Origin of the sequence: Streptomyces zaomyceticus, assembly GCF_014656215.1 — a bacterium.
In the GTDB taxonomy this organism is placed as follows: domain Bacteria; phylum Actinomycetota; class Actinomycetes; order Streptomycetales; family Streptomycetaceae; genus Streptomyces; species Streptomyces zaomyceticus.
On sequence record NZ_BNBZ01000001.1, the window covers coordinates 202035 to 228666 of the forward strand.

Genomic DNA, 26632 nt, shown 5'->3' on the forward strand with positions numbered 1-26632 from the left:
CGCGCCTTCGCGCCCTCGCGCCCTCGCGCCCCGAGCGGGTCGTCCCCTACGGGACGGTACGGGCCGAGGCCAGCAGCCGCACGGTGTCGTCGGGAGCGAGCGCCAGCGCGTTCCCGACGGTTCCGAGGACCTCCCGCTCGGCCGGGCTGTAGACCCCGTCGGCGAGGGCGATCCGGGCGGCCTGGAGCAGGATCGACTCCCGTCCGGACGGTGCCAGGTGCGGGGTGAGCGGCTCCAGGGCCTCGTGCAGTTCGATCGCGAGGAGCGCCCCCTCGGGGTTCACCTCGGGCATGAAGCGCCCGGTGTCCGCCTCCAGCGCCTCGACGAGGTCGACGAGCTGGACGGCCGTGCACTCGGCGAAGCCGGCGGACCGGACCGCGCTCACGGCCCGGTCCAGGACCTCGCGGGAATCGGTGCCGCCGGCCGCGAGGACGGCCAGGGCGACGGTGTGCACGGCGTCCCGCAGCATCGCGGAGAACCGGCTCGTCGTCGGGTGGTCGAGCACCTCCGTACCGAAGTGCGTGTGACAGGCCGCGCACTCGACGACGGGGCCCGTACAGCCCCTGGGCAGGACCGGGACGCCCAGGACGGCGAACCTGCGGCGGCCGGTGCGCCGCCGGTAGTTCCGGTCGCCCCCGCACTCCTCGCAGAAGAACTCGCCGTCGCCGACCGTGTTCCAGGAGGTGCGGATTCCGCAGACGCCCACTTTCCCACCACGTGAATTCCGGGCAGACCGCACACGCACCTCCTCAACGGCCCGGCTGCACTGCCGGCGTTGGCGTGATGTTAGCCACATCCTTGATGTGGCGTCAGCACCCCGTCAGGACTTCGCCGTGGAGTTGGCCGAGACACGTCATGGTTCAGGAGGTGCGACGGCGGCGCTTTGCGAAGGCCAGGAAGCCTCCACCGACGAGGACGGCGGCCGCGGCGGCACCGATCGTTCCGGGGCCGATGGCCGATCCGGTCGTCGCGAGATCACCCTCCGGGGTGGCGGAGGGCGCCGGGGTCGGCGTCCCGGCCGGGGCACTGGTGGTCCCGCCCGGAGTGGCGGGCGCGGACGGGGACGCGGAGCCCGTGGGCGTCTTGGAGGCACTCGGCGTCGTGCCGCCCTCGCTGGGAGTCGGCTCGGGGGTGGCCGGCGGCGTGGGGACGGGGGTGTCGGTCGGCTTCGGCGTCTCGGGGGTGACGACCGGGCCGGGCTTCGGCTCGCCGGGCAGGCAGCCGGTGAAGTTCATCTGGTGGGTCTCGGCGCCGGGGACGGTGACGAGCTCCTCGGCGATGACGGAGCCATTGACGTGGCCGGGGCCGACGTTCTTGCCGCCCATCTCGACCTTGGCGTTCGGCGCGAGGATCGTGCCCGGCCACGAGGTGTAGTTCTTCTTCACGCTCTCGGCCTGCGGGAAGTTCCACAGCAGCTTGGAACGGATCTGCCCGTACTCCGGGCGCGGCACCGCGTAGTCGTCGACGACCGGGGCGCCGCCGTCGAGGTTCTTGTAGTAGACGCCGTAGGTGGCCGAGGTGCTCATGTCGTACGAGGCGCCGAGCACGTTCACCAGGGTCGAGGAGCCGACCGGGACGTCCAGGGTGATCGCGCGGAACTTCTCCAGGTCGGCGGCGTTCACGGCGAAGACGTTCAGCTTCGGGTCGGTGCCGGTGAGGAAGACTCCGTCGCCGGAGGTGGAGACCGTGCCGTTGGGCTTCGTCGCGGCCCAGCCGGTGGACAGCGCGCGCAGCCCGGTGAACTCCTTGCCGAAGTCGACCGGCGAGGCGCCCTTCGCGTGCGGGCCGTCGACGGCGAAGCCCGCGCCCTTCACGGAGCGGTCGTCGAGCGATCCGTACACGCCGGAACCCTTGTTGATCACGACCTGGTTGGCGTGCAGGGTGCCGCCGACGACGAGGCTGTGGCCGCCGGGCAGCGCGGCCAGGTCGGCGCCGGTCAGCTTGTGGCCGATGGAGAAGCCCTGGCCGAGCTTCGCGTCGCCGAAGAAGGCGTCGCCGCCGACCGCGACCGCGCCCTCGGAGTCCGAGTGGCGGGTGGAGTCCTTCTCGACGAACTCGGCGTAGCGACCGGCGGTGCCGAGCGGATGCGTCACGCACTCCGTGGTGGTCGCGGAGTCGGCGGCGGAGGCGGCGGGAACCCAGCTGAGGGCGGCACCGGTCACCGCGAGAACGGCGGCCACGGCAGCGGTCGTGCGCATGCGAAACTCCAGGTCAGGGAGGTATGGAGAGGGCGCGTGGGGGGCGGTGTCCGAAGGGACGCGCCGACCATCCGCCATTCCCCGATGTGCCGTCAACTCACCTGATATGACGCCGATTCCGGCATGCCGGGATGATCTTCCTTAAGTGAACCTGAAACCGTGACGCAGCTCACACGTCGGGCGCCGGCGGCGGACGGGGGCCGGACGACGGCGGACCGCCCCGCCCCTTCGGAAAGGGGCGGGGCGGTCCGGTGGCGACAGGGGGGACGGGTCAGCGGGCGGAGCGGTTGACCGCCGAGATGACCGCCTTCAGGGAGGCGCGGGTCGTGTTGGCGTCGATGCCGATGCCCCACAGGACCTGGCCGTCGATGGCGCACTCGATGTACGAGGCGGCCTGCGCGGAGGCGCCCTCGCTCATCGTGTGCTCCTGGTAGTCCAGCAGGCGGGCGTCCACGCCGATCGACTGCAGCGCGGCGAAGAAGGCCGAGATCGGGCCGTTGCCGGAGCCGGACAGCACGGTCTCGGCGCCGTCCACGACCGCCTCGACGGTCAGGGTGTCCGTGCCGTCGGTGTCGGAGGTGGTCTGACCGGAGCGCAGCTGGATGCGACCCCAGGCGTTTTGCGGGTTGGGCAGGTACTCGTCCTGGAAGACGGCCCAGATCGCGGCCGGCGTGACCTCGCCGCCCTCGCTGTCCGTCTTCTGCTGGATGATCTTCGAGAACTCGATCTGCATCCGGCGGGGCAGGTCCAGCTTGTGGTCGTTCTTCAGGACGTACGCGATACCGCCCTTGCCGGACTGCGAGTTGACCCGGATGACGGCCTCGTAGGAGCGGCCGACGTCCTTCGGGTCGATCGGCAGGTACGGCACGGCCCACTCGATCTCGTCGACGGTCTTGCCGGCGGCGGCCGCGTCGGCCTCCATCGCGTCGAAGCCCTTCTTGATGGCGTCCTGGTGGGAGCCGGAGAAGGCCGTGTAGACCAGGTCGCCCGCGTAGGGGTGGCGCGGGTGGACCTCCATCTGGTTGCAGTACTCGGACGTCCGGCGGATCTCGTCGATCTGCGAGAAGTCGATCTGCGGGTCGACGCCCTGGGAGAACAGGTTCATGCCCAGCGTCACCAGGTCGACGTTGCCCGTGCGCTCGCCCTGGCCGAACAGGCAGCCCTCGATGCGGTCGGCGCCGGCCATGATCGCCAGCTCGGCCGCCGCCACGGCCGTACCGCGGTCGTTGTGCGGGTGGACCGACAGACAGACGTGCGCACGGCGGGTCAGGTTCCGGGACATCCACTCGAAGCGGTCCGCGTGCGTGGACGGCGTCGAACGCTCCACGGTGGCGGGCAGGTTCAGGATGATCTCGCGCTCCGGACCGGGCTGCCACACGTCGCAGACCGCCTCGCAGACCTCCAGGGCGAAGTCCAGCTCGGTGTCGGTGAAGATCTCCGGGCTGTACTGGTAGCCGAAGACCGTGCGCTCGTCGAGCAGCTTCTCCGCGTACTCCATCACCAGACGGGTGCCGTCCACGGCGATCTGCTTGATCTGCTCCTTCGAGCCGCGGAAGACGACCCGGCGGAAGGTGGGCGCGGTGGCGTTGTACAGGTGGACGGTGGCGCGCTTCGCGCCGACCAGGGACTCCACGGTCCGCTCGATCAGGTCCTCGCGGGCCTGGGTCAGTACGGAGATGGTGACGTCGTCCGGGATCGCGCCCTCTTCGATGATGGAGCGCACGAAGTTGAAGTCGGTCTCGCCGGAGGACGGGAAGCCGACCTCGATCTCCTTGTAGCCCATGCGGACCAGCAGGTCGAACATCTCGCGCTTGCGGGCCGGGGACATCGGGTCGATCAGCGCCTGGTTGCCGTCGCGCAGGTCGGTGGACAGCCAGCGCGGGGCCTTGGTGATCCGCTGCTCGGGCCAGGTGCGGTCGGGGATGTCCACCGACTCGTAGCGGCCGTACTTGTGGATCGGCATCCCGGACGGCTTCTGCAGCTGCGTCGCGTTGGTGACGGGCGTGGGGCGGCCGATGAACGGAGACTGGGTCATGTGCGTTTGGCTCCTCGGGTCCAGCAAGAAGGACGGCCGACTGTCGAACGCAACACCAGGTCCCGCGGGGAGGGGGTCGGCCTACGACTACAGGCCCTCGCCGCGGCAGCTAAGGAGAAGCAGCCCGAAACGCATGATGTGCCGCAGCTTAGCCCAGGGGCGCCGGAGGCGGACGTCCCGTATCAGTATGCGGGACAGCCTCCGCGTCAAGGCCGAACAGTGACGCATCACTCCATTTCGCCAATCCTCGTCTCACCCCGTGACAGTGGGCTCACGCAGTGCCACATTGCGAGCATGACTCCCCACACGCCTGCCCCGCACCGCTCTCCCGTCTTCTGCTCGATCGTCCCCCCGCACCTCCTGGAGCACCTGGCGCACTCCGACAACCCGGCCGTCGCCGCCGCCGCCCGCCGCACCCTCATCGCGGACGCCTCGGCCCGTACGTTCCGGGTGCTGCCGCTGCCCGGCACCGCGCCCACGCTCGCCCCCGCCGAGGCCGGGCGCCCGCACCGCACCGTCTACGACTGCGCGCGCGGCACCGATCTGCCGGGCACCAAGGTCCGCGGCGAGGGCGACGAGGCGACCGGGGACGCGACCGTCAACCGGGCGTACGCCGGCCTCGGCGCCACCTTCGACCTCTTCCTGAACGCCTTCGGACACGACTCGATGGACGGCTCCGGGCTGCCGCTCCTCGCCTCCGTCCACTACGACGAGAACTACGGCAACGCCTTCTGGAACGGCGAGCAGATGGTGTTCGGCGACGGCGACGACGAGATCTTCCTCGACTTCACCCTCCCCGTGGACGTCATCGGCCACGAGCTGGCCCACGGCTTCACCCAGTACACGGCGAACCTGGAGTACTTCAGCCAGTCCGGCGCCCTCAACGAGTCCGTCTCCGACGTCTTCGGCTCGCTGGTCAAGCAGTACGCGCGCGGGCAGAGCGCCGACCGGGCCGACTGGCTCATCGGCGAGGGCCTCTTCCACCCGAACGTGGAGGGGACGGCACTGCGCTCCATGAAGGCCCCGGGCACCGCGTACGACGACGACGTCCTCGGCAAGGACCCGCAGCCCGGCCACATGGACGACTACGTCCGCACCGGCCGCGACAACGGCGGGGTGCACATCAACTCCGGCATCCCCAACCACGCCTTCTACCTGGCCGCGACGGAGCTCGGCGGCAACGCCTGGGAGCGGGCCGGGCAGATCTGGTACGACGTGATGACCGGCGGGACGCTCACCCCCGAGGCCCGCTTCTCCGAGTTCGCGGCGGCCACGGTGGCGGCGGCGCGCGCCCGGTATGGCGACGGGGAGGAGATCCAGGCCGTCCTGAAGGCCTGGTCGGCGGTGGGCGTGCCGACCGACTGATCCGGCTGGTACACAGGTCCCATGCGGATTCGAGTGCGGCGCACGGGCGGTTTCGCGGGCATCGAGCGGTCGGCGGAGGTGGTGGTCACGGACACCGAGTGGGAGTCCCTGGCCGCCACCGTCCTCGCCGACGGTGACGGCGACGTCCGGGGCGTCCCGGACGGCTTCTCCTACGAGATCACGATCGACGGCGTCACCGTCCGCTGCTGCGACCCCCGCCTCTCGGAGGCGCAGAGGACCCTCGTCACGAGGGTCCTCAAGGAGGGCGCGTAGGCTCCGGGGCCTTCGGGCACCCCCTAGCGGGAGGCGCGCCGCCAGAATCTGTTCTCCTTCGGCGGCCGGACCTTCAGGGACCAGTCCCCGTCGGCGCTGACGAGCTGCACGAGCAGGGGCCCCTCGGGCAGGGGACGTGTGTCCCGGGGGAACCTGTTCGCCTCGTTGGCCAGCAGGTGATCGCGGCCGTCCGGCTCGTAGCCGTGCACGTTGAACCACTCGAAGCCGAACCTCGTGCGGAGCCGGGAGGAGAGCAGGCCGGCCGGGCCCGTGTACAGCAGCACGTCGGAGCCCCGTCCCTCGGCCGTGCCGTCGAGGACCTCCACGGTGCTCACCGGACGGACGGCGACCGTCCACGACTCGCCGTAGGCGCTCACGCGCAGGCGCAGCGGGGCCTTGCCGTCGTACCGCAGGACCCGGCGGGCCCCCTGGTCCTTCAGCAGCGTGTTCGCGAGCAGGCCGGCGCTTTCACCCTTCTCGTCGATGCTGTGCACGGCGAAGTAGCCGTCGCCCCTCCGGGTCGATTCGACGACGACGTAACCGGCCGGGATCGGCACGTCGACGGTGATGTCGGCCTTGCCCTCGCCGCTGCGGACGAACTCCGGGAACTCCCCGCCGAACAGCTCGGCGTCCGACCGCGGGCCGGTCCCCCACGGGGAGTGCTGTGCGGGGACCCGCGGCGGCGATGTCCGTACGAGGGCGGCCTCGGCCTCGGCCTCCCGGACCTTGGCGAGGAGCTCCTCGGGGATGGCCTCCGGAACGGCGCCGACGGAGACGGGCTCGTCGACCGGGCCCGGCCCGCCGTCGTGCACGGGCTCGTGGCCAGGTGCGGGCTCGTCGTCATGCCCGGGCTCGTCGTCGGGGGCGTGCTCCGGGTCCCTGCCCACGATGCCGAAGTCCTCGGCGAGGCCGACGAGGCCGGAGTCGTACCCCTGGCCCAGCGCACGGAACTTCCACGCCCCGTCGCGCAGGTAGAACTCGCCGAGGAGGAACGCCGTCTCGGTGCTCGCGTCGTCGACCTCGTACAGCGCGAGCTGCTCGCCGGTGGCGGCGCTGACCGTCCGGATGTGCAGGCCCGGGACCTGGCCGAACGTCCCGTGCTCGCTGGAGGCGGTGATCACGATGCGCTGGACGGCGGGCTCGACGCGCCCGGTGTCGATCTCCAGCCAGTCGGCGACCCGCCGCTCCCCGTCCCGTACCCGGTCGAGCAGGCGCACCGCGCCGGACGTGTGCACCGGCTGGTTGTAGAAGACCAGGTCGCCGTCGCCCCTGACCCTGCCGGAGGCGTCGAGCAACAACGCCGAGGCGTCGACCTCCGGCACTCCGTCATCAGCGTCCCGCCGGACGACCGCGATCCGCCACACCTGCCCGGGGACCGGCAGGTTTCCCCCCTTGACGATCTCTGTCACGGCGCCATGCTGGCACGCGTCCCCGGCGACTGCCTAGAAGCCGAGCTTGCGCAGCTGCTTCGGGTCGCGCTGCCAGTCCTTGGCGACCTTGACGTGGAGGTCCAGGAAGACCGGGGTGCCGAGGAGGGCCTCGATGTGCTTGCGGGACTTCATGCCGACCTCCTTGAGACGGCTGCCCTTCGGGCCGATGATGATGCCCTTCTGGCTGGGACGCTCGATGTACACGTTGGCGTGGATGTCGAGCAGCGGCCGGTCCGCCGGGCGGTTCTCACGGGGGATCATCTCCTCGACGACCACCGCGATCGAGTGCGGCAGCTCGTCCCGTACGCCTTCGAGCGCGGCCTCGCGGATCAGCTCCGCGACCATGACCTGCTCCGGCTCGTCCGTGAGGTCGCCCTCCGGGTAGAGCGGCGGGGACTCGGGAAGCAGCGGGATCAGCAGGTCGGCGACGAGCTGGACCTGCTTGTTGCCCACGGCGGAGACCGGGACGATCTGCGCCCACTCGAAGCCCAGCTCCTTGCCGAGCTGGTCGATCGCGATGAGCTGCTCGGCGAGCGTCTTGGAGTCGACCAGGTCGGTCTTGGTGATGATCGCGACCTTCGGGGTCTTCTTGATCCCGGCGAGCTCCTTGGCGATGAACTTGTCGCCGGGGCCGAGCTTCTGGTCGGCGGGCAGGCAGAAGCCGATGACGTCGACCTCGGCCCAGGTGGTGCGCACGACGTCGTTGAGCCGCTCGCCGAGGAGGGTGCGCGGCTTGTGGAGGCCGGGGGTGTCCACCAGGATCAGCTGCGCCTCCGGGCGGTGCACGATGCCCCGCACGGTGTGCCGGGTGGTCTGCGGCCGGTTCGAGGTGATGGCCACCTTCTGACCGACCAGAGCGTTCGTGAGGGTGGACTTGCCCGCGTTGGGGCGGCCGACGAAGCAGGCGAAGCCGGCCCGGTGGACGGCTTCGGTTTCTTGGTTGCGAGCGCTCATGGGGGCCATTGTCCCCGATGAGCGCCCGCCTCACGTACTCACGTGCGCACTCGGCTCCGCGCGGGCCGCCCGGTACCGCCGTATCCGCAGGCCGAGGAGGCCCGCGGCGCCCCCGACGAGCAGGGTCGCGGCGGCGAGCCAGGGCAGGGCGAGGAAGGAGACCGTGCCCGCTTCCCGGACGTCCTTCGCGGTGGCGGTGAGGGTGATGTCACCCCAGTCCAGCTGCGGGGAGCCGGTCCACCGCTCGGTGAGCCGGATCTTCTGCCGGGGCAGCAGCTCGGACGGCACCTTGGCGAGGTCGCGGTCGAGGAGGGTGCGTCCGAAGAGCCCCTGCGCCTTGAGGGCGACCTTGGGGTTGAGGGTGACGTTGCCCCGGTTGTGCAGCGTGTAGGAGACGACCGCGCTGCTGGTGCCGGCGCCGGGGACCAGCGGCCGGTCCTGGTCGACGGTGACGTCCTCGACGCCGAGGGCGGGCACGGTCGGCCCGTTCACCCGCAGGTAGAGACGGGCGGCGACGGCGCGCTGGACACCGACGGCGACGGCGCCCTTCCCCCCGGGGCTGATCCGCTCGTCGAGGGCGACGAGCGCCCCGGGGTGGTCGCCGGGGTCGGCGTCGGCGGGGACGGTCAGTGTGTAGCGGACGGTGACGGCGGAGCCGGGCGGGACGGTGACACGGGTCCGCTCGGGCTTGATCCAGGCACCGGCGCCGGTCTGCTTCTCCCGCTGGGTGCGGACGGCGAAGCCGCCGTCCCGGTCGGTGTTGTAGGCGTCGGCGCCGTAGAGCCGGAAGGTCAGCGGGACGGTCGTCTTGTTGGCGACGGTGACCCGGTCGGTGAGCGTGGAGCCCGGGTCGGCGGTGAGGAAGAAGTAGGGGCGGCTGCCGAGACGGGCGGCGGCCGGGTAGACGGCCCACTCGCCGTTCTCGGCTGCCCGCGCGTGCGGGGCGGGGCCCAGCAGGAGGAGCAGGACGCTCAGGAGGAGTACGTACAGCGTGCGCACGAGTCGGAAACCCCCGGGGTGCGGAGCGGGCCGGCCGGGTGCGCGCCCGGCCCGCACGGTGGTCAGGACAGGGTGAGCGTCAGCACGCCCGCGTACGAGCCCGGCGCCGTGAAGGCCGGGACGTCGAGGGAGAGCCCCGCGTCGATCGTGAACTCGCCGCCCGTGAGGGCGCCGTTCGGCGTGGAGGCGAGGGTCGCGCCGCCGCTGCCGACCGGACCGGACGAGCCGGCCGCGCAGGCGCTGGGGCTGCCGGCCTTGGCGGTGCAGGCCGGGGTCCAGCTCAGGTTCCCGGCGCCGATGGAGCCGCCGGTGCCGGTGAAGTCGGTGACCTTGCCGGTGAGGGACCAGCCAGCGGGGCCGCCGCGGAAGTCCTTGACCGTCACCGTCCTGAGGTCGCCGGTGGCCGCGCCGCCCTGACCGAAGTCGACGGAGGACAGCTGGACGGCGTCCCCGGCCTGGGTCATGGACAGCTCACCGGCGGTGACGGCCGCGGTGATGGTCTGGCTGTTCGGCGGCGCCGGTACGACGACCTTGTACGCGGCGGGTCCGGCGCCCTTCTCGGGGTCCCAGGCCGCGCCCTCGTAGGCCACGATCCCGGTGGTCGCCACGTCGTTGACCTTCAGGCGTGCGGCGAAGGAGCCCTCGCTGTCGGTCGTGACGGTCATCCTGTCCGCGGTCTCCGCCGCCCCGGCCCGGCCGACGACGGTGACCTCGGTGAGCGGGGTGAACTTCGATCCGTTGACGGTCACCCGGACGCCCGGGTCGCCGGACGCGGTGTCGAGGGCGAGGGCGCGGGTGTTGGGACTGGTCACGGGGCTCGCGACGACCGTCTCGGAGACCGGGGCGGGCGGGGTGAGCACCGTACAGGGGGTGTCCAGCTCCATGAGGTAGCTGGTGTGGATGTTGTAGTCACCGGGCGAGAGGGTGATCGACCCGGGCTGGGTGACGGTGAAGGTGCCGGTCATCGAGAAGGCCGGGAAGGAGCCCTTGCCGGGGACCGGCGGGTTCTTCTTGGGGCCGTTGACGGTGACCGCGCCGCTCTGGGCGCCGCCGAGGACGACCTTGCCGCTGGGCGTCATGATGTCGGCCGGCAGCGCGAGGTCGACCGGGTTGGACGCGGCGGGCTTGGTGATCGTGTACGTCACCGTGACCGTCTCGCCGACCTTGGGGCTGGCCTTGTCGACGGTGATCTCGGCGGTGGTGCTGCCCGTGATGGGCGGGATGCCGGCGATCGGCGGCGGGACGCAGCGGGTCTGGAATTCCACCGGCTGGGAGGTGGTCGTCGCGCCGGCCGGGGCCGCGAGCGCGCCTCCTGCGACCGCGAGGGCGGTGGCGCCGAGGACGGCGGTCCAGCGCCGTCTTCGGGCCGCCGCCCGGGATCGGGTGAGTGCCATGGGTGTGCCCCCTCCTAGGGATGAGTGGGCGCCATTGACGGCTGCGGGCGGAGAGAAGTCAATGCAAGCGAAAGACATTGACTGATGACCCATCAGATACTGTCAAGATCCTCGGGTCGGAGGCGTTTCTCCAGGTCAGCAGTGCCTTTCGCGGGCCGGAACACGACGGAGACCGGTGCCGCCCAGGGCGACACCGGTCCGGTTGGTACAGGGCTCAGCTGAAGACGAACGGTCCCGGCGACTGCGAGGTCAGCGCGTCACAGTTCACCGTGACCCCGAAGATCACCATCTTGAGGGCGACACCCGCGAAGTACGAGTTGAGGCTGTCGCCGGAGGCCACGGTCCCGCTGAGGGGTCCGATGGTCACGGGCCCCACGGGGAGCGCCGGGTTCTTCTTGCCGCTGAAGACCCGCGTGCCGCCGCCGGCCTTGGCCAGCGTCAGCGTGGCGTTGATCTGGTCGGCGCCGACCGGGATCGGGGTCGTCACGGACGAGGTGAGGGTGATGGTGGCGGCGGTGCCGCTCTGCGTCGCGACGAGGGTGGCGCTGCCGCCGCCCCACGATCCGCAGTCGTACGTCGCCGTGGCCGAGCCCGGCGAGACGGCGGCGGCCGTCGGCGCGAAGGCGAGCGAGGCGGCGGCGAGCCCTCCGGCGAGGACCGCGACGGTCCCTAAGGTGCTTCTGCTTCTCATGGCGAGTTCGAACCCCTTCCGATGGCGAACGCAGGGGGGTGCGGACACTGCGTGGATGATGGAGATCTGACGGTCCGTCGGGCGGACCGCTGTTCATTGAGACGCAGACCGCATGGGAAGGCAAGAGAAGTTGCGGTGATCCTTCACAAACACACAAAGGGACCGATACGCGAGGGCCCGGCGCGTGTGCGCCGGGCCCTTCGGTGTCCCGTTCCCGCCGCTCGGGCGGCCGGGTCGCTCAGCCCGCCGTGACCGCCACGCGCAGCCGTCCGTCCGGACCGGCCAGCAGGACCGGGGTCTCCGGGCCGCCGAGGTCCCGTACCGCCGCGCGGTCCTCGTCCGACGCGGACTCCGCGCCGGACACGACGGCCGCCGCCTCCAGGGACTGGGCGCCGCTCGCCACCGCCATCGCGACCGCGGTCCGCAGCGCGCTCAGCTTGAGCGATTCCAGCTCCACGGTCCCCGCCACGTAGGTACGGCCGGTCTCGTCGCGCACCGCGGCCCCCTCGGGCACACCGTTGCGGGCGCGGGCGCTGCGCGCCAGGGTGATGATCTTGAGGTCCTCGGCGCCGAGGTCGCCGTGCTCGCTGCTGAGTGTCATGCCCCGAGCATAGGTCCGCTCCGGAGCGCGACCCGCGACGCCCCCGGGGCTCAGCCCGCGACCGGGTACATCGCCCCACGCCGCCCCTCGGGCGACACCAGCCACTCCAGCTTCTCCGCCGTACCGGCCTCCGGCAGCGGCGTGTGCAGCACGATCACCAGGTCCGGGCGGGCCGGGACGCGCAGCTGCGTCGCCTCGACCACCAGCGTGCCGACCAGCGGATGCTCCATCTCCTTGCGGTTCTGACCGCCGGGCAGGATGTCCCGCCGCTCCCACAGCTCCACGAACTCCGGGCTCAGCGCCTTGGCCTCCTCGATCACCGCCCGGAAGCCCTCGTCGTCCGGGCACTCCGAGCACGCCGAACGGAACTGCGCGACGACCCTCGGCGCGAGTTCCTCCCAGTGGGCCATCCGATCGCGGTACAGCGGCTCGGTGAAGAAGGTGACCAGGCAGTTCTGCGCGATGTCGGGACCCATCCCGAGCACGATCGCCGCCGCGTCGTTGTACAGGACCGTGTTCCAGTAGGAGTCCATGATGTGCGCGGGGAACGGCATCCACGCGTCGATGAGCCGCCGCAGCCCGTCGCACATGTCCCGGTCCTCCGGAGCGAGCTCCAGGGCCGGCGGGTTCAGCGCCGCGAGGACGTACAGATGACGCCGCTCCGCCGGGCTCAGCCGCAGCACCCGCGCCACCGAGTCGAGCACCTGCGGCGAGACCGTGATGTCCCGGCCCTGCTCCAGCCACTGGTACCAGGAGACCCCGACACCCGCGAGGACCGCGACCTCCTCCCGGCGCAGCCCCGGCGTACGGCGCCGCGCACCACCGTCCGGAAGCCCCGCGTCGGCCGGGCTCACCCGGGCCCGACGGCTCATCAGGAATTCGCGCAGCTCGCCCAGTCGGTGCCGCTTCGCCGTGGTGCTCTCGAGAGCGGTGGCCACGTGTGCTTCCTCCCCCTGGATGCCTGGTGGTGCGACCAACAGGATAAGTTCCCGCTCCCCAGCCTTGTTCCCGAACGCCGAGGGTGGGGCCATGGCAACCCTGACCTCTCCCCCCGCCGAGACCGCCGCCCCGGCAGCTCCCCCGACCCTCACCGGCCGCACCCGGCTCATCCTCTTCGTGCTGTGCGCCGCCCAGTTCATGGTGGCGCTCGACTTCTCCGTGCTGAACGTGGCGCTGCCCGTCCTCGGCGCCGACCTCGGCCTCGACCGGTCCGCCCTCCAGTGGGCCGTCACCGCCTTCGCCCTGCCCTCCGGCGGCTTCCTGCTCCTCTTCGGCCGCGTGGGCGACCTCTACGGACGCAAGAAGCTCTTCCTCGCCGGACTCGCCCTCTTCGGCCTGGCCTCGCTGCTCGCCACCTTCGCCTGGAACCCGGCCGCCTTCCTCACCGGACGCGCCCTCCAGGGCCTCGGCGCCGCCGCGATCGTGCCCACCGGCATGTCCCTGCTGACCACCACCTTCCCCGAGGGCCCGCTGCGCGACCGGGCGCTCGGCATCTCCGGCACACTGCTGTCGCTCGGCTTCACCGTCGGCATGGTCCTCGGCGGTGTCATGACCGACACGCTCGGCTGGCGCTCCACCATGGGCCTGCTCGCCCTCTTCAGCGTGATCGTGCTCCCACTGGCCCCCGGCCTGCTCCCCGAGTCCCGCACCCCCGACCGGCCCCGCCTCGACCTGCCCGGCGCGGTGACCGTCACCGGCGGCTTGCTCGCCCTGATCTACGCCCTGACGACGGCGGCCGAGCGCGGCTTCGGCGGCACGGACGTGCTGGTCACCCTGGTGGCGGGCGTCCTGCTGCTCGCGGTCTTCGTGCGGGTCGAGTCCCGGCACAGCGCCCCGCTGATCTCGCTGCCGATGCTGAAGCGCGGCACGGTCGCCTTCGGCAATCTGGGCGGCCTGATCACCTTCTCGATGATGTCGACGGTCGTCTTCGTCCTCACCCTGTACCTCCAGGAGACCCTGGACCTGTCGGCCTTCGCGACCGGCCTGGTCTTCGGTGTGCAGGGGGTGATGTCGGTCGTGGCCGGCATGTTCGCCCCGAAGGTGATCGGCCGGATCGGCGCCCGCCGCACCCTGGTCGGCTCGCTGCTCGGACAGGGTGTGCTGACGGCCGCGCTGCTCGGCCTCGGCGAGGAGTCGGGCGTGGTCCTGGCGACCGTCGCCGTCTCGCTGGCCTCGATGTGCCACCTCGGCGCGATCATCTCGTACGGACTGACCGTCACCTCCGGCGTCCCGAACGAGCAGCAGGGCCTGGCGACCGGCCTGGTCACCACCACCCAGCAGGTCGGCCTCACCGTCGGCATCCCGCTGCTCGGCGTGCTCGCCACCACGGGCGGGGACCTGTACGGGGGCGTCCGCACGGTCGTCGTCGTGGACGCGGCGATCCTGATCGGTACGGCGCTCCTCGTCGGCCTCGGCCTGCGGCGCCGGTCCTGAACCACGCCCCGGAGAGAGCTAGGTGACGACAGGGCCTACGGCCTGTCGAGACGGAGCCGCACGGCCTTCGGCAGACCCGCGACCACCAGGTCGTACGAGTCCTCGACGAGCTCCCGGACCATCCGGTCCGGGAGCTCTCCCACGGTCACGGTGTTCCAGTGCCGCTTGTTCATGTGATAGCCGGGCGCGACCGCCGGATACTCCTCACGGAGCCGTACCGCCTCGTCCGGATCGCACTTGAGGTTGACCCGCAGCGGCTCGCCCTCGAGCCACGAGAGCGCGAACAGCTTCCCGGCCACCTTGAAGACGGAGACGTCCGGCCCGAAGGGGAACTCCTCCGTCGCGTCGTTGAAGTCCAGGCAGAAGGCGCGCAGCTCGTCGGGGGTCATGCCGGGTTCTCCTCCAGCGATTCCAGCGGCTCCACGAGAACGGTGACGATCTTGTTCCGCCGGCCGGCCGGGGACTCGGCCGTCAGCCGCAGCGAGCGCCCGTCCGGCAGCTCCACGACCGCCTTGGCGCCCGCGATCGGAACCCGGCCGAGCGCCTTGGCGAGCAGACCTCCGACGGTCTCCACGTCCTCGTCGTCGTACTCGTCGGGACCAAAGCCGTACAGCTCGCCGAGGTCGCCGATGTCGAGGCGCGCGGTGACCCGGTGGCGGCCCTCGCCGAGGTCCTCGACGGGCGGCAGCTCCCGGTCGTACTCGTCGGTGATCTCGCCGACGATCTCCTCCAGGATGTCCTCGATCGTGACGATGCCGGCCGTGCCGCCGTACTCGTCGATGACGACGGCGACGTGGTTGCGCTCCTGCTGCATCTCCCGCAGCAGGTCACCGGCGTTCTTGGTGTCGGGCACGAAGGCGGCGGCCCGCATGGCCGTGGACAGCACGTCCGACTCGGAGTCCCGGTTGATGTGCGTCTTGCGGACGAGGTCCTTCAGATACACGATGCCGACGATGTCGTCCTCGTTCTCCCCGGTGACCGGGATACGGGAGAACCCGGAGCGCAGCGCGAGGGTGAGGCCCTGGCGGATCGTCTTGTACCGCTCGATGGAGACGAGGTCGGTCCGCGGCACCATCACCTCACGGACCAGGGTGTCGCCCAGCTCGAACACGGAGTGCACCATCCGGCGCTCCTCGTCCTCGATCAGGGACTCCTGTTCCGCGAGGTCCACCATGGCCCGCAGCTCCGCCTCGGAGGCGAAGGGGCCCTTGCGGAAGCCCTTGCCGGGCGTCAGCGCGTTGCCGATGAGGATGAGCAGCTGCGGGATCGGCCCCATGATCCGGGCCAGCGGCAGCAGGACGTACGCGGCGGCCGTCGCCGTGTTCAGCGGGTGCTGACGGCCGATGGTGCGCGGCGAGACGCCGACGGCCACGTACGACACGAGGACCATCACGGCGATGGCGACGAGCAGCGCCTCCCAGGTCTCCGGGAAGGCTTCCAGGCAGGCGTACGTGACGAGGACACCGGCCGCCATCTCGCAGGCGACGCGCACCAGCAGCGCCACGTTGAGATAGCGGGTCGGGTCCGAGGCGACCTGGGCGAGCTTCTCGGCCCCGCGCCGGCCGGACCGTACGGCCTCGGCGGCACGGAAACTGGAGACGCGCGCGAGACCGGCCTCGGCGCAGGCGGCGAGCCAGGCGACGACGACCAGGGCCACCGCGCCGAGGATCAGCGAAACGTCCATCGGGGTCAGGAGACGGTCGGCGCCGGGGACGGGCCGGTGAGGCCCTTCTCCTCGCGCCAGCCGTCGACGATCGCCGCCTGGAGGCCGAACATCTCGGCCTTCTCGTCGGGCTCCTCGTGGTCGTACCCGAGGAGGTGGAGCACTCCGTGGACGGTGAGCAGCTGCAGCTCCTCGTCCATGGAGTGCTCCGTCGGCGCGTCCTTGCCCTGCTGGGTGGCGACCTCGGGGCAGAGCACGATGTCGCCGAGGAGCCCCTGCGGGGGCTCCGCGTCGTCCTTCGCCGGCGGGCGCAGTTCGTCCATCGGGAAGGACATGACGTCCGTGGGTCCGGGCAGGTCCATCCACTGGATGTGGAGCTGCTCCATCGCCTCCGCGTCCACGACGATCACCGAGAGCTCGGAGAGCGGGTGGATGCGCATGCGCGCGAGCGCGTAGCGGGCGATGTCGAGGATCGCCTGCTCGTCGACCTCGGTGCCGGACTCGTTGTTGACGTCGATCGACATGTGTTCTGCGTTCTACTTCCCGTTACGGCCGCGCCGATGCTCGCCGCGGCTGTCGTCGCGGCCCTCGTTGCGGAGGTCGTACTGCTCGTACGCGTCGACGATACGGCCGACGAGCTTGTGCCGGACGACATCCTGCGACGTGAGCGTCGAGAAGTGGACGTCCTGGACCCCATCCAGGATGTCCCGGACCTGCCGCAGACCGCTCTTCGTCCCGTTCGGCAGGTCGACCTGGGTGACGTCACCGGTGATGACGATCTTCGAGTCGAAACCGAGGCGGGTGAGGAACATCTTCATCTGCTCGGGGTTCGTGTTCTGCGCCTCGTCCAGGATGATGAAGGCGTCGTTGAGCGTGTTGTGCGTCAGCAGGTAGTCCTGGGTGACGTACAACGAGTCCTCGGCCGCGACCTGAATGCAGACCGTCTCCTCGCGCCCGGCGGGCTCGATGGAGTCGATGAACCGCATCGGCCGGCCGCCGCCGCCGGCAGCGAGGTACTTCTCCCGCTTGCGGGCGAGCCGGAAGGGCTCGATGCCCTCGGGGAGGCGGATGTCGACGATGTGGGCGTCGTAGCGGTGCTTGCCCAGGGCAGACCCTTGCGGACGCCCCTCGGCCGGGCGGCGACGTGTGTATGCGACGCCGCCGAGCGACTGGACCAGCGCGATCACATCGTCGCGGAGCACGATCGAGGCGGTCGAGTACTGGATCCGGCAGGTGCGGTCGGCCTGGGTGACCGGACCGCCGTCGGAATCCAGGAGTCCCTGGAGGACCGCGAGGCGGACCTCGGCCGAGTTGAACAGGTAGTCGTCGGGGACGAACTTGGAGTGGGACCGGGTGCCCAGCAGGTCGAGCCGCCGGAGCGTCCCCGTCACGGGGTTCTCCAGCGTGACGACGTCGCCGGGAGCCTTGACCCGGTTCAGTACGTAGTCCGGGCCGCCCTTCGCCCGCACCGCGATGCCGGGAAGCACCGCTTCCAGCGCCTCGGCGAGTTCGTGGTCCTCGCTGGAGAACGAGGGCGTGGTCGAGCCGGTCAGACAGCCGTCTCCGAGCAGCAGCCCCAGCGCGTACGGGTCCATCGGGACCTCGCGCTCGGGCATGGCCACGGGCGCGGTGAGCAGCGGCAGCTCGTACCGGCGAGCGTGTGCGGCCCGCAGGTTGCCGATCATCTCCTGGGTTTCCAGGACCCGCCACGGCTTGTCGCGGCGCTTGTCCGAGGCGGTGCGGACCGTCCACAGGTGCTCGCCGCAGCAGAGGGTCCAGGAGCCGTCCTGGGCGCTGACGCGGTAGACGTCCTTCTCACCCTGGGGGTAGACACCCAGGACGGGAGTCGGCTCGCCGTTGGAGCCGATGACCAGGTCGCCGACCTCCAGGTCGCCGATCGGGCGCCAGCCGTCCGGCGTCAGGACGTTCGTGAAGACGGGCTGCGCGCGACCCCTCATGTAGGCCAGCGGCGCGACCTCGATCGTGCCGCTCGCCATGAGCTTGGGGATCGAGTCCGGGTCGAGCATGTCGTGCAGGGCGTCGTAGAGCGGGCGCAGGTAGGGGTCGATCTTCTCGTAGAGCGTGCCGGGCAGGAAGCCGAGGCGCTCGCCGGCCTCGACGGCCGGGCGGGTCAGGATGATCCGGGTGACCTGCTTGGACTGCAGGGCCTGGACCGCCTTGGCCATGGCCAGATAGGTCTTTCCCGTACCGGCGGGACCGATGCCGAAGACGATCGTGTGCTTGTCGATCGCGTCGACGTACCGCTTCTGGTTGAGGGTCTTGGGCCGGATCGTGCGACCGCGGTTGGAGAGGATGTTCTGCGTGAGCACCTCGGCGGGGGTCTCCTCGCCGCCCTCCGAACCGTTCTCGCTCGCCCTGAGCATGGCGATCGAGCGTTCCACTGCGTCCTCCGTCATCGGCTGACCGGTGCGGAGCACCAGCATCATCTCGTCGAACAGGCGCTGGATCAGCGCGACGTCCGCCGCATCGCCGATCGCGCTGACCTGGTTGCCCCGGACATGGATGTCGGTCTGCGGGAACGACCGCTCGATCACGCGGAGCAGGGAGTCACCCGAGCCGAGGATGGTCACCATCGGATGCTTGGCGGGGACCGTGAACTGAGCGCGGGCTTCGCCGGGCGCGCCGTTGTGGGATGAGGGCGTCTGAGTCATGGGCCGGCACTGTGGCCTGCACACACCTCCCGATGCAGGGCTGTCGCCGCTCGACCGCCTCTGGGCTACCAAGCCTACGACTCGGTGCCGACAAGCCCGTAGCGGTTTACGGAGGGGGGCCGCCGAGGGCCGGGGCGCCTCTCCGGGCAGGATCCGGACACACCCTAGGGGTGGGCCGCGCGGAAGCCGATCGTGGGCACCGCCCTGCGCAGCGGCCAGGGGCGGGCGGGGGCCGGCAGGAGCCGCTCCAGGAAGGCGTAGCGGTCGCGCAGCGCCTCGGGGTCCTGCATGGCGTGCCCCTGGACGTGTTGCCACCAGGCGGCGATCTCGCCCCAGGTGGGGGCGGACAGGGAGCCGCCGAACTCCTGGACGGAGAGGGCCGCGGTGAGTCCGGCGAAGGCGAGCCGGTCGGCGAGGGGCCAGTCGGCGAGGGTGCCGGTGACGAATCCGGCGACGAAGACGTCCCCCGCGCCGGTCGGGTCGAGGGCGGACACCTGGATGGCGGGGACCTCGGCGGTCTCGCCGGTGGCGCCGTCGACGGCGTAGGCGCCCTCGGAACCGAGGGTGACGACGGCGTAGCGGACCTTGTCGGCGAGGGCGCGGGCGGCGGCCCGGGGGCAGTCGGTGCGGGTGTAGCGCATCGCCTCGGCGGCGTTGGGCAGGAAGGCCTCGCAGTGCGCGAGGTCGGTGAGGCCCGCCAGGTCCCAGCGGCCGGTGTCGTCCCAGCCGACGTCGGCGAAGACCTTGGCGCCGCCGCGGGCGGCCCGGGCGACCCAGTCCTCGCCGCGGCCGGGGACGAGGGAGGCGACGGCGGCCCGCGCGTGCGGCGGATAGGTGGGCAGGGCGCCGTCGAGGGGCGGGGCGGCGTGGCCGTGGGAGACCATCGTGCGCTCGCCCTCGTAGGCCATGGAGACGGTCACCGGGGAGTGCCAGCCGGGCACGGTCCTGGAGAGCGACAGGTCGATGCCCTCGCCCTGCTCCAGGGCGTCCCAGCAGTACTCGCCGTAGTGGTCGTCGCCGAAGGCGGCGGCGAGGGAGGTGCGCAGGCCGAGCCGGGCGAGGGCGGTGGCCATGTTGGCGACGCCGCCGGGGCTGGATCCCATGCCCCGGGCCCAGGACTCGGTGCCGCGGACGGGGGCGCTGTCGAGGCCGGTGAAGATGATGTCGAGGAAGACCGTGCCGGTCAGGAAGACGTCGCAGGCCGGGTCGGTGGGTTCGCGCAGACACACCAAAGGGTCGACTCCGGCGTCCTGTTGCGGCTGGTCTCCCCTTGCTGTGGTCACGGCGGACTCCCCGGTCGTGGTGCGGCGGACCGGCACCGCGGTGCCGATCTGGACAGTGTGCCCGATGGGGTCGGTGAGACGGGGGTGACGCAACGCGGCCTTCGCGCGTTCCCCGTCACCCCGACCCCAAACCGATAGTGACCCGTCTCACAGGCCGAATCGGGGGATACCGCCTTCTCCGCTCACTCGGATGCTTGATACACATGGTGCCGCGACCCGTGGATCACCGGGCGCCCATCTCATTTCCCTGTTCAGTTCCTGGAACGCCCATGTCGTCGCGCCCGCGCGTCCCGGGGGCTCTCGTCGCCCTCGTCGCCCTTTTCACGGCCGGTTACCTCGCCCCGTACCTGCTGCCGACCGTCGTCGGCCGGCTCTCCGCCGGGCTCGGCCTCACCCCCTCGCAGGCGGGCCTCGTCGGCTCCGTCCTGCTGCTCGGCTCCTCCTGCGCGGGCTTCACCCTCGCCGCGCGCGGGGAGCGGATCGGCCCGCGCCGGGCGGCCCGCGCGGGCCTCCTCGCGATGGCCGTCGGCTACGGCTCCGCCGCCGCGACCGACCTCGTGCCCCTGGTGGTCGCGGGCGCCGTCCTCGGCGGCCTCGGCTCGGGCACGGCGACGGCGGTGGCCGCCGCCGGGATCGCCGGACAGCGGGATCCGCACCGGGCCTCCACGCTCGGCCTGCTCTCCGTCTCGGCCACCGCGGGCGCCCTCTATCTGACGCTCCCGCACCTGGCCGGCGGCCATGCGCCGCCTCTCCTCGCGATCGCCTGCGCGGCGGCCCTGGTGTGGCCGCTCACGGGCCGGCTGCCGAGCGCGACCCGGGGGAACCGGGAGGCGGCGCCGACCGGCACGCTCCCCCACCGCCGGGCCGGAGCGGTGCTCGCGGGCGGGATCCTCTGCTGGTCCCTCGCGCAGAACGCGCTGTGGGGCGTGAGCGGCCGCATCGGGCTCACCCAGGCCGGACTGTCCGAGGTCACCGTCGGGGCGGTCTTCGCGGTGGCGCTCGGCGCGGGGCTCGTCGGGGTCACGGCGGCGGGGGCGCTCGGCTCCCGCCTGGGCCGGGCGGTACCGATCGGCGTGGGCACGGTCCTCATCGCGGGCTGTGTGCTGCTCAGCTCGTCGGCCGGGGACCTGGCGTCGTTCGCGACCGGCGAAGTCCTGTGGAACGCCCTCTACCCCGTAGTCCTCTCGTACCTCCTGGGCCTGGCCGCCTCGCTCGACCCGCGCGGCCGCTGGGCGGTCCTGGTCGGCGCGGCGTCCTCCCTGGGCGTGGCGTGCGGCCCGGTCACCGGCAGCCTGCTGTCGGAGGGGGTCGGCTATCCGGGGATGGGCGCGACCCTGTGCGCCCTGCTCCTGCTGGTCGCGATGCCGATGACGGCGGTGGCCCGGCACGTCTCCGGCCGGCCGCTGGTGCCGGGGTCGGTGCGGCGCAGGGGCGGTGCGGCGGGGGCGGTCCTGGCGGGCACGGCCGCGGCGACCCCGCCGTCCGTTCCCCAGATGGGCGCCACGGAACAGGAGGTCACCCCGATCCCGGTCCCGGTGGGCCGCCGCCGCCTCGCGAAGTCCGCGTTCCGCCTGGCGAGGCCGAGCGACCGGGGGTGAGGGGGCGCCTGCGGCGGGCTGGTTCTCCGCCCGGGCGGAAGACCGGCCCGCCCGGCCTTCGAGGGCACGGCCGCGGGCCGTAGCGGGTCCGGGGCTTGCTCCCGGACCCGGGAAGGGGCGGGGCGTGGTGGGGGAAAGCCCGCCGCGGGCGCCCCCACCCACCGCCTACTCCGCGCCGAACTCGTACGCCTCCACCTCGGAGAGGTACCGCGCCCGTCGCGGCTCGTCGTCGTCGAGGAAGGACGCCTCGAACGAGTTCCGCGCCAGCTCGCGCAGCTGCTCCGGCGTCAGCCCCAGCGCGTCCCGCACCCCGTCGAAGTTGTCCCCCACGTACCCGCCGAAGTAGGCCGGGTCGTCGGAGTTCACGGTGACGAGCAGCCCCGCCGCCATCATCGCCCGCAGCGGGTGGTCGGCGAGCACGTCGATCGCCCGGAGCCGGACGTTCGACAGCGGGCAGAGCGTGAGCGGCACCCGCTCCCGCACGAGCCGTTCGACGAGCTCCGGGTCCTCCATGCAGCGCAGCCCGTGGTCGATCCGCTCGACGCCGAGGACGTCCAGGGCCTCGCGGATGTAGGCGGCCGGGCCCTCCTCGCCCGCGTGGGCGACGCGGCGCAGTCCGAGCGCCGCGGCGGCCTCGTACACCTCGCGGAACTTGGCCGGCGGGTGGCCGACCTCGGCCGAGTCGAGCCCGACGCCGGTGATCCGGTCGAGGTGGGGCTTCGCGGCCTCCAGGGTGGCGAGCGCCGACTCCGCCGACTCGTCGCGCAGGAAGCACATGATGAGCCGGGTGGAGATCCCGTACCGCTCCTCTGAGCGTTCGAGGGAGGCGCTCAGGCCCTCGATGACGGTGCCGACGGGAACACCGCGGGCGGTGTGCGCCTGCGGGTCGAAGAAGATCTCGGCGTGCCGGACGCCCTGGGCGGCGGCCCGCCCCAGATAGGCGTCGGTGAGCTCGGTGAAGTCCTCGGCGGTGCGCAGGACCGCCATCAGGCCGTAGTAGAGGTCCAGGAAGGACTGGAGGTCGCTGAAGCGGTACGCCTCGCGCAGGGCGGCGGTGTCCGCGTACGGCAGGGTGACGCCGTTGCGGGCGGCGAGCGCGAAGGCCAGCTCGGGTTCGAGGGTGCCCTCGATGTGGAGGTGCAGTTCGGCCTTGGGAAGGCCGGTGGGTCCAGTGGGGCCGGTGAGTCCGGTGGGGCCGTTGGATCCGGTGGGTCCGTGCATGGGGGGTGTCTATCTCTTCGGTACGGGGACCCTCATGAGGTCCTGGGCAATGCTCAGTTCGCCGTCGAACCCGGCCGCCCGCGCCTGCCGCTCGAACTCGGACGGCTCGGAGTAGCGCTGCGAGAAGTGGGTCAGGACGAGATGCCGGACACCCGCGTCCCGGGCGACGGCGGCCGCCTGTCCGGCCGTCAGATGGCCGTGGTCGGTGGCGAGGCGGACGTCCTCGTCGAGGAACGTCGACTCGATGACGAGCATGTCGGCGCCCTCCGCGAGGGCGTGCACGCCGTCACAGAGCCGGGTGTCCATGACGAAGGCGAAGCGCTGCCCGCGACGGACCTCGCTGACCTCGTCGAGGGTCACGCCGTTCAGGGCACCCTCGCGCTGGATCCGGCCCACGTCGGGGCCCTTGATGTCGTGCGCGGCGAGCCGCTCGGGCAGGATGCGGCGCCCGTCGGGCTCGGTCAGCCGGTAGCCGTACGACTCGACGGGGTGGGAGAGCCTGTACGCGTCCAGGGTGTACGCGTCGGTGACGGCGAGCACCCCGTCGGCGGCGACCGGGGCCTGCGCCAGCTCCACGGTCTCGCGGTAGGCGGTGGCGTACCGCAGCCGCTCGAAGAAGTGCTGTCCGCTCGCCGGGTAGTGCGCGGTGACCGGGTGCGGGACCTGGTCGAGGTTGATCCGCTGGATCACCCCCGCCAGGCCGAGCGAGTGGTCGCCGTGGAAGTGCGTCACACAGATCCGGTCGATGTCGTGCGCCGCGACCCCGGCCCGCAGCATCTGCCGCTGGGTGCCCTCTCCGGGATCGAAGAGGATGCCCTGCCCGTCCCAGCGCAGCAGGTAGCCGTTGTGGTTCCGGTGCCGGGTCGGGACCTGGCTCGCGGTCCCGAGCACGACGAGTTCGCGAACGGACATGTGTGTTCCCGCCTATCCGGGGGGCCAGTTGAGGCCGCGGCCGCCCAGCACGTGCGCGTGGGCGTGGAAGACGGTCTGGCCCGCGCCGGCGCCGGTGTTGAAGACGATCCGGAAACCGCTGCCGTCGACCTTCTCCTGCGAGGCGACCTCGCCGGCCTCGCGCAGTATGTCGGCGGCGACGGTCGGCGCGGCGGTGGCCAGGGAGGCGGCGTCCGGGTAGTGGAGGCGCGGGATCACGAGGACGTGGGTGGGCGCCTGCGGGTTTATGTCGCGGAACGCGAGCGTCGTCTCCGTCTCGCGCACGATCGTCGCGGGCACGTCCCCCGCCACGATCTTGCAGAACAGGCAGTCGCTCTGCGGCTCTCCGGCCATGGCCCTGGGCCTCCTCGCCTCGTCGGTCGGTACACGGGCATGCTATCCGCCGCACCGGGCGGCGCCGTGTCCCCGGTCAGTCCTTGGGTGCGCGCCGGTTGAGGGCCGATCGGCTCACCCAGTACGTGATGATCACGGCCCAGAACAGCGGCGTCCCCAGCCCTCCGACGACGCTCACGTCGAACGACCAGAGGGCCATCGACACCACCGAGTAGAGCCCGAGGAGCCCCACGGCGGTGGCCATCGCGATCACCGGTCGGCAGGAGCGGGCGACCAGGAACATCGGACGGCGCAGCCGGGGAGGCACCCTGCGGCCCATCCACAGCACCCAGCCGCCCCAGGCGCCGACGAGCACGGCGGCACCCGTCACGAAGGGCACGACGGCCTCGGCGCCGGTGGCACCGCCCCGCAGCGAGGCGGCACCGAACGTCGAGGCGATGAAGCCGAGCAGGGCCACCCAGCGGGCCCCGGCGACCGTGTTCCAGGCCATGGCCTCCAGGTTGTAGCGGGCCTTGCGGTCCTGGAGGTCGAGCGCGGCGGAGGCGACGAAGCCCTCGGCGGCCTGGGTCCAGGCCCCGCGCCGGAACCAGCGGCGCCGCAGCCTCAGCAGCGACAGGTTGTTGTGGGCCTCGCTGCTCTGCGGGTTGAGCCGCAGGGTCGTCTCGTACGCCCGCTGCGCGGTGGCGTGGTCGCCCCGGCGCTGGGCGGTGAGCCCCACGAGGAAGTGGGCCGCGTCCTCCTCGGGGGCGAGCTCGACGGCGGCCCGCGCCGCCTCGTAGGCCTCGACGGTCCGCGCGGGCGTGCGCGCCTGCTCCCCGAACTGGGCGAGGGCGGTACCGAGGGCGTAGTGGGTGCCCCAGTACTGCGGTGCGAGCCGGACGGCGTACCGGGCGGAGGTCTCCGCCTCCCGGAACCGTCGCAGGCCCAGCAGGATCTGGACACGCATCAGCCAGGCCATGAGCAGCTCGGGTTCGGCGCTCAGGGCCCGGTCGACGGCGTCGAGGGCGGCCGGGTGGTCCTCGGCGCGGTGGTGGCAGCGGGCGAGCAGGACGAGCGCCTCGGCGTCCTCCGGTTCGGTCGCCAGGTGCTGGGCCACGAGCTCGCCGGCCTGTGCGTAGCGCCCGGTGTCGTAGAGCGCCTCCGCGCGCAGGAGAGCGGTCGGCGTGGTCACAGCTTGCGCTTCCGCTTGAGGTGGGCGAGGAGGTCGTCGTACAGCCCGCCCTCGTTGGCGAACATGGCGACGTTCCGGGCGGCCGCGAACCACGGCTCCGTCGACGGCTTGATCTGCTTGGCGGCGCCGAGCAGGTCCTTGGTGCTGATCAGACGTACGGAGCCGCTGCGGGCGGAGTCGAGCAGCGCGGCCTCGGCGGCCGTCTCGCAGACATGGGCGAGGTCGGCGCCGGAGAAGTCCTCGGTGGCCTTGACGAGCTTGCCGAGATCGACGGCCTCGATGGGGCGCTCGCGCAGGTGGTACCGGAGGATCGACTCCCGGGCGGTGGCGTCCGGCGGCAGCACGAGCAGGGTGCGGTCGAGCCGGCCGGGGCGGCGCAGCGCGATGTCCACGTCCCAGGGCACGTTGGTGGCGGCGAGCACGAAGACACCCTCGTTGCCGGCGCCGCTCGCGATGCCGTCGAGCTCGGTGAGGAGCTGGTTGACGACATTGCGCAGACCGCTGTGGTGCGTACGGGAACGCTTGGCGCCGAGGGCGTCCAGCTCGTCGAGGAAGACGACGCAGGGGGCCTGGCGGCGGGCGGTCTCGAAGATGTCGTGGATGTTCTTCTCCGAGGCCCCGATCCACATGTCGAGGACGTCGGAGAGCGAGACGGTGAGGAAGTTCGCGCCGAGCTCGCCCGCGACGGCCCGTGCGATGAACGTCTTGCCGCAGCCGGGCGGGCCGTAGAGGAGCAGGCCGCCGCGCAGCGACTTGCCGTACAGCCTGCGCAGTTCGGGGTTGCGCATGGGGGCGAGGAAGGCCGCTTCGAGCCGGTCCTTGACCTCTTCCATGCCGCCGACGTCGGCGAGGCGTACGGAGCCGGGGGCGTCGACGTCCCAGGCGGCGGCGTCCCCGGCGGGACCCTCGCCTGCGGCGGCCTGCGGGTCCTCCAGGAAACGGGGGCCGACGAGGTCCTGGACCTGCTGCTCGGCGGCGTCCCAGTCGAAGCCGGGACGGTCGACGGCCGGACCGTCGGTGGCGGGGCGGCCGACGGCGGGACCGTCGGTGGCCGCGTCCTGGGTCGGGGCCGCCGGGGCCGGGGCCTGGGCCGACGGTGCCGGGGCCTGGGCCGACGGTGCCGGGGTCGCGCCCGGGGCGGCGGTCGGGGTCGGCGGCAGGCCCATCGCGCGGACCATCAGCGCGCGGGCACCGGCGTCCCCCGGCGCGTGCTGGAGCGCGACCGCCGCCTCCGAGACGGCCTCGTCGTTCCGTCCCTCCGCGAGCAGCAGTTCGGCGAAGTGCAGACGCAGGGGGACGTCGTCGGGCGCGGCGGCGACCGCTGCGCGCAGACTGCGGATCAGGGGGGACTCGTCGGCCATGCGGTC

24 protein-coding genes are annotated in these 26632 nt (G+C 72.1%); 4 read left to right on the top strand and 20 right to left on the bottom strand.

Annotated elements, in window-relative coordinates:
* Positions 1-46: 46 nt before the first annotated feature.
* The 3 genes from IE311_RS00905 to leuA all read right to left on the bottom strand — a co-directional run bounded on the left by IE311_RS00905 (position 47) and on the right by leuA (position 4233).
* Positions 47-739, bottom strand: coding sequence for a TerB family tellurite resistance protein (locus IE311_RS00905; protein ID WP_189829547.1), 693 nt, complete (start codon positions 737-739; stop codon positions 47-49).
* A 121-nt stretch (positions 740-860) separates the two neighbouring features.
* Entirely contained in the window at positions 861-2198 is a 1338-nt protein-coding gene (locus IE311_RS00910) for a choice-of-anchor A family protein (RefSeq protein WP_189829548.1), read from the bottom strand.
* 271 nt (positions 2199-2469) lie between these two features.
* Positions 2470-4233, bottom strand: a complete 1764-nt coding sequence (gene leuA, locus IE311_RS00915) for a 2-isopropylmalate synthase (protein WP_189829549.1) — start codon at positions 4231-4233, stop codon at positions 2470-2472.
* A 294-nt stretch (positions 4234-4527) separates the two neighbouring features.
* On the opposite strand from leuA, the gene IE311_RS00920 reads away from it, so the two are divergent.
* Together IE311_RS00920 and IE311_RS00925 are read left to right on the top strand one after the other, a co-directional pair.
* Positions 4528-5598, top strand: coding sequence for a M4 family metallopeptidase (locus IE311_RS00920; RefSeq protein WP_189829550.1), 1071 nt, complete (start codon positions 4528-4530; stop codon positions 5596-5598).
* A 21-nt stretch (positions 5599-5619) separates the two neighbouring features.
* Positions 5620-5871, top strand: a complete 252-nt coding sequence (locus IE311_RS00925; RefSeq protein WP_189829551.1) for a protealysin inhibitor emfourin — start codon at positions 5620-5622, stop codon at positions 5869-5871.
* A 23-nt stretch (positions 5872-5894) separates the two neighbouring features.
* On the opposite strand, the gene IE311_RS36520 is transcribed toward IE311_RS00925, so the two are convergent.
* The 7 genes from IE311_RS36520 to IE311_RS00960 all read right to left on the bottom strand — a co-directional run bounded on the left by IE311_RS36520 (position 5895) and on the right by IE311_RS00960 (position 12812).
* On the bottom strand, positions 5895-7280 hold the full coding sequence (locus IE311_RS36520) for a TerD family protein (RefSeq protein ID WP_229901654.1): 1386 nt from the start codon (positions 7278-7280) through the stop codon (positions 5895-5897).
* A gap of 33 nt (positions 7281-7313) precedes the next feature.
* Positions 7314-8264, bottom strand: coding sequence for a GTPase Era (era, locus tag IE311_RS00935; protein WP_373313716.1), 951 nt, complete (start codon positions 8262-8264; stop codon positions 7314-7316).
* A gap of 21 nt (positions 8265-8285) precedes the next feature.
* Positions 8286-9254, bottom strand: a complete 969-nt coding sequence (locus IE311_RS00940) for a WxL protein peptidoglycan domain-containing protein (RefSeq protein WP_189829553.1) — start codon at positions 9252-9254, stop codon at positions 8286-8288.
* A 62-nt stretch (positions 9255-9316) separates the two neighbouring features.
* Positions 9317-10648 (bottom strand): beta-xylosidase, encoded by a 1332-nt coding sequence (locus IE311_RS00945; RefSeq protein WP_189829554.1) that lies wholly within the window; start codon positions 10646-10648, stop codon positions 9317-9319.
* 214 nt (positions 10649-10862) lie between these two features.
* Positions 10863-11339, bottom strand: coding sequence for a hypothetical protein (locus IE311_RS00950; protein WP_073914338.1), 477 nt, complete (start codon positions 11337-11339; stop codon positions 10863-10865).
* A gap of 238 nt (positions 11340-11577) precedes the next feature.
* Positions 11578-11940 (bottom strand): cytidine/deoxycytidylate deaminase family protein, encoded by a 363-nt coding sequence (locus IE311_RS00955; protein WP_189829555.1) that lies wholly within the window; start codon positions 11938-11940, stop codon positions 11578-11580.
* A 50-nt stretch (positions 11941-11990) separates the two neighbouring features.
* Positions 11991-12812, bottom strand: a complete 822-nt coding sequence (locus tag IE311_RS00960; protein WP_373313734.1) for a helix-turn-helix transcriptional regulator — start codon at positions 12810-12812, stop codon at positions 11991-11993.
* A 157-nt stretch (positions 12813-12969) separates the two neighbouring features.
* On the opposite strand from IE311_RS00960, the gene IE311_RS00965 reads away from it, so the two are divergent.
* Positions 12970-14373: an MFS transporter gene (locus IE311_RS00965; RefSeq protein ID WP_189829557.1), complete on the top strand. Its 1404-nt coding sequence runs from the start codon at positions 12970-12972 to the stop codon at positions 14371-14373.
* 35 nt (positions 14374-14408) lie between these two features.
* Here the strand turns inward: IE311_RS00965 and IE311_RS00970 are convergent, their stop codons facing one another.
* From IE311_RS00970 to IE311_RS00990, 5 genes are all read right to left on the bottom strand, one after another.
* Positions 14409-14762: an MmcQ/YjbR family DNA-binding protein gene (locus tag IE311_RS00970; RefSeq protein WP_189829558.1), complete on the bottom strand. Its 354-nt coding sequence runs from the start codon at positions 14760-14762 to the stop codon at positions 14409-14411.
* On the bottom strand, positions 14759-16057 hold the full coding sequence (locus IE311_RS00975) for a hemolysin family protein (protein ID WP_189829559.1): 1299 nt from the start codon (positions 16055-16057) through the stop codon (positions 14759-14761). The genes IE311_RS00970 and IE311_RS00975 overlap by 4 nt, the downstream gene beginning before the upstream one ends.
* 5 nt (positions 16058-16062) lie before the next feature.
* The gene (ybeY, locus tag IE311_RS00980) at positions 16063-16560 is read right to left on the bottom strand and encodes an rRNA maturation RNase YbeY (protein ID WP_148004175.1); all 498 of its coding nucleotides are present in this window, start codon (positions 16558-16560) and stop codon (positions 16063-16065) included.
* A 12-nt stretch (positions 16561-16572) separates the two neighbouring features.
* Entirely contained in the window at positions 16573-18708 is a 2136-nt protein-coding gene (locus IE311_RS00985; RefSeq protein WP_189829560.1) for a PhoH family protein, read from the bottom strand.
* A 164-nt stretch (positions 18709-18872) separates the two neighbouring features.
* Positions 18873-19991, bottom strand: coding sequence for a carbohydrate kinase family protein (locus tag IE311_RS00990; RefSeq protein WP_189829916.1), 1119 nt, complete (start codon positions 19989-19991; stop codon positions 18873-18875).
* Positions 19992-20260: 269 nt separating this feature from the next.
* Between IE311_RS00990 and IE311_RS00995 the strand changes: the two genes are divergently transcribed.
* The gene (locus IE311_RS00995; protein WP_189829561.1) at positions 20261-21589 is read left to right on the top strand and encodes an MFS transporter; all 1329 of its coding nucleotides are present in this window, start codon (positions 20261-20263) and stop codon (positions 21587-21589) included.
* A gap of 165 nt (positions 21590-21754) precedes the next feature.
* Here IE311_RS00995 and IE311_RS01000 read toward each other — a convergent pair whose 3' ends face one another.
* From IE311_RS01000 to IE311_RS01020, 5 genes are all read right to left on the bottom strand, one after another.
* On the bottom strand, positions 21755-22810 hold the full coding sequence (locus tag IE311_RS01000) for an adenosine deaminase (protein WP_189829562.1): 1056 nt from the start codon (positions 22808-22810) through the stop codon (positions 21755-21757).
* 9 nt (positions 22811-22819) lie between these two features.
* Positions 22820-23722 (bottom strand): ribonuclease Z, encoded by a 903-nt coding sequence (locus IE311_RS01005; RefSeq protein ID WP_189829563.1) that lies wholly within the window; start codon positions 23720-23722, stop codon positions 22820-22822.
* A gap of 12 nt (positions 23723-23734) precedes the next feature.
* Positions 23735-24094 carry a histidine triad nucleotide-binding protein gene (locus tag IE311_RS01010; protein WP_189829564.1) on the bottom strand — a complete coding sequence of 120 codons (360 nt, stop codon included), beginning with the start codon at positions 24092-24094 and terminating at the stop codon, positions 23735-23737.
* A gap of 76 nt (positions 24095-24170) precedes the next feature.
* A complete protein-coding gene (locus IE311_RS01015; RefSeq protein WP_189829565.1) occupies positions 24171-25265 on the bottom strand; it encodes a tetratricopeptide repeat protein in 1095 nt (364 codons plus the stop codon).
* Entirely contained in the window at positions 25262-26626 is a 1365-nt protein-coding gene (locus tag IE311_RS01020) for an ATP-binding protein (RefSeq protein ID WP_189829566.1), read from the bottom strand. The genes IE311_RS01015 and IE311_RS01020 overlap by 4 nt, the downstream gene beginning before the upstream one ends.
* Positions 26627-26632 lie beyond the last annotated feature (6 nt).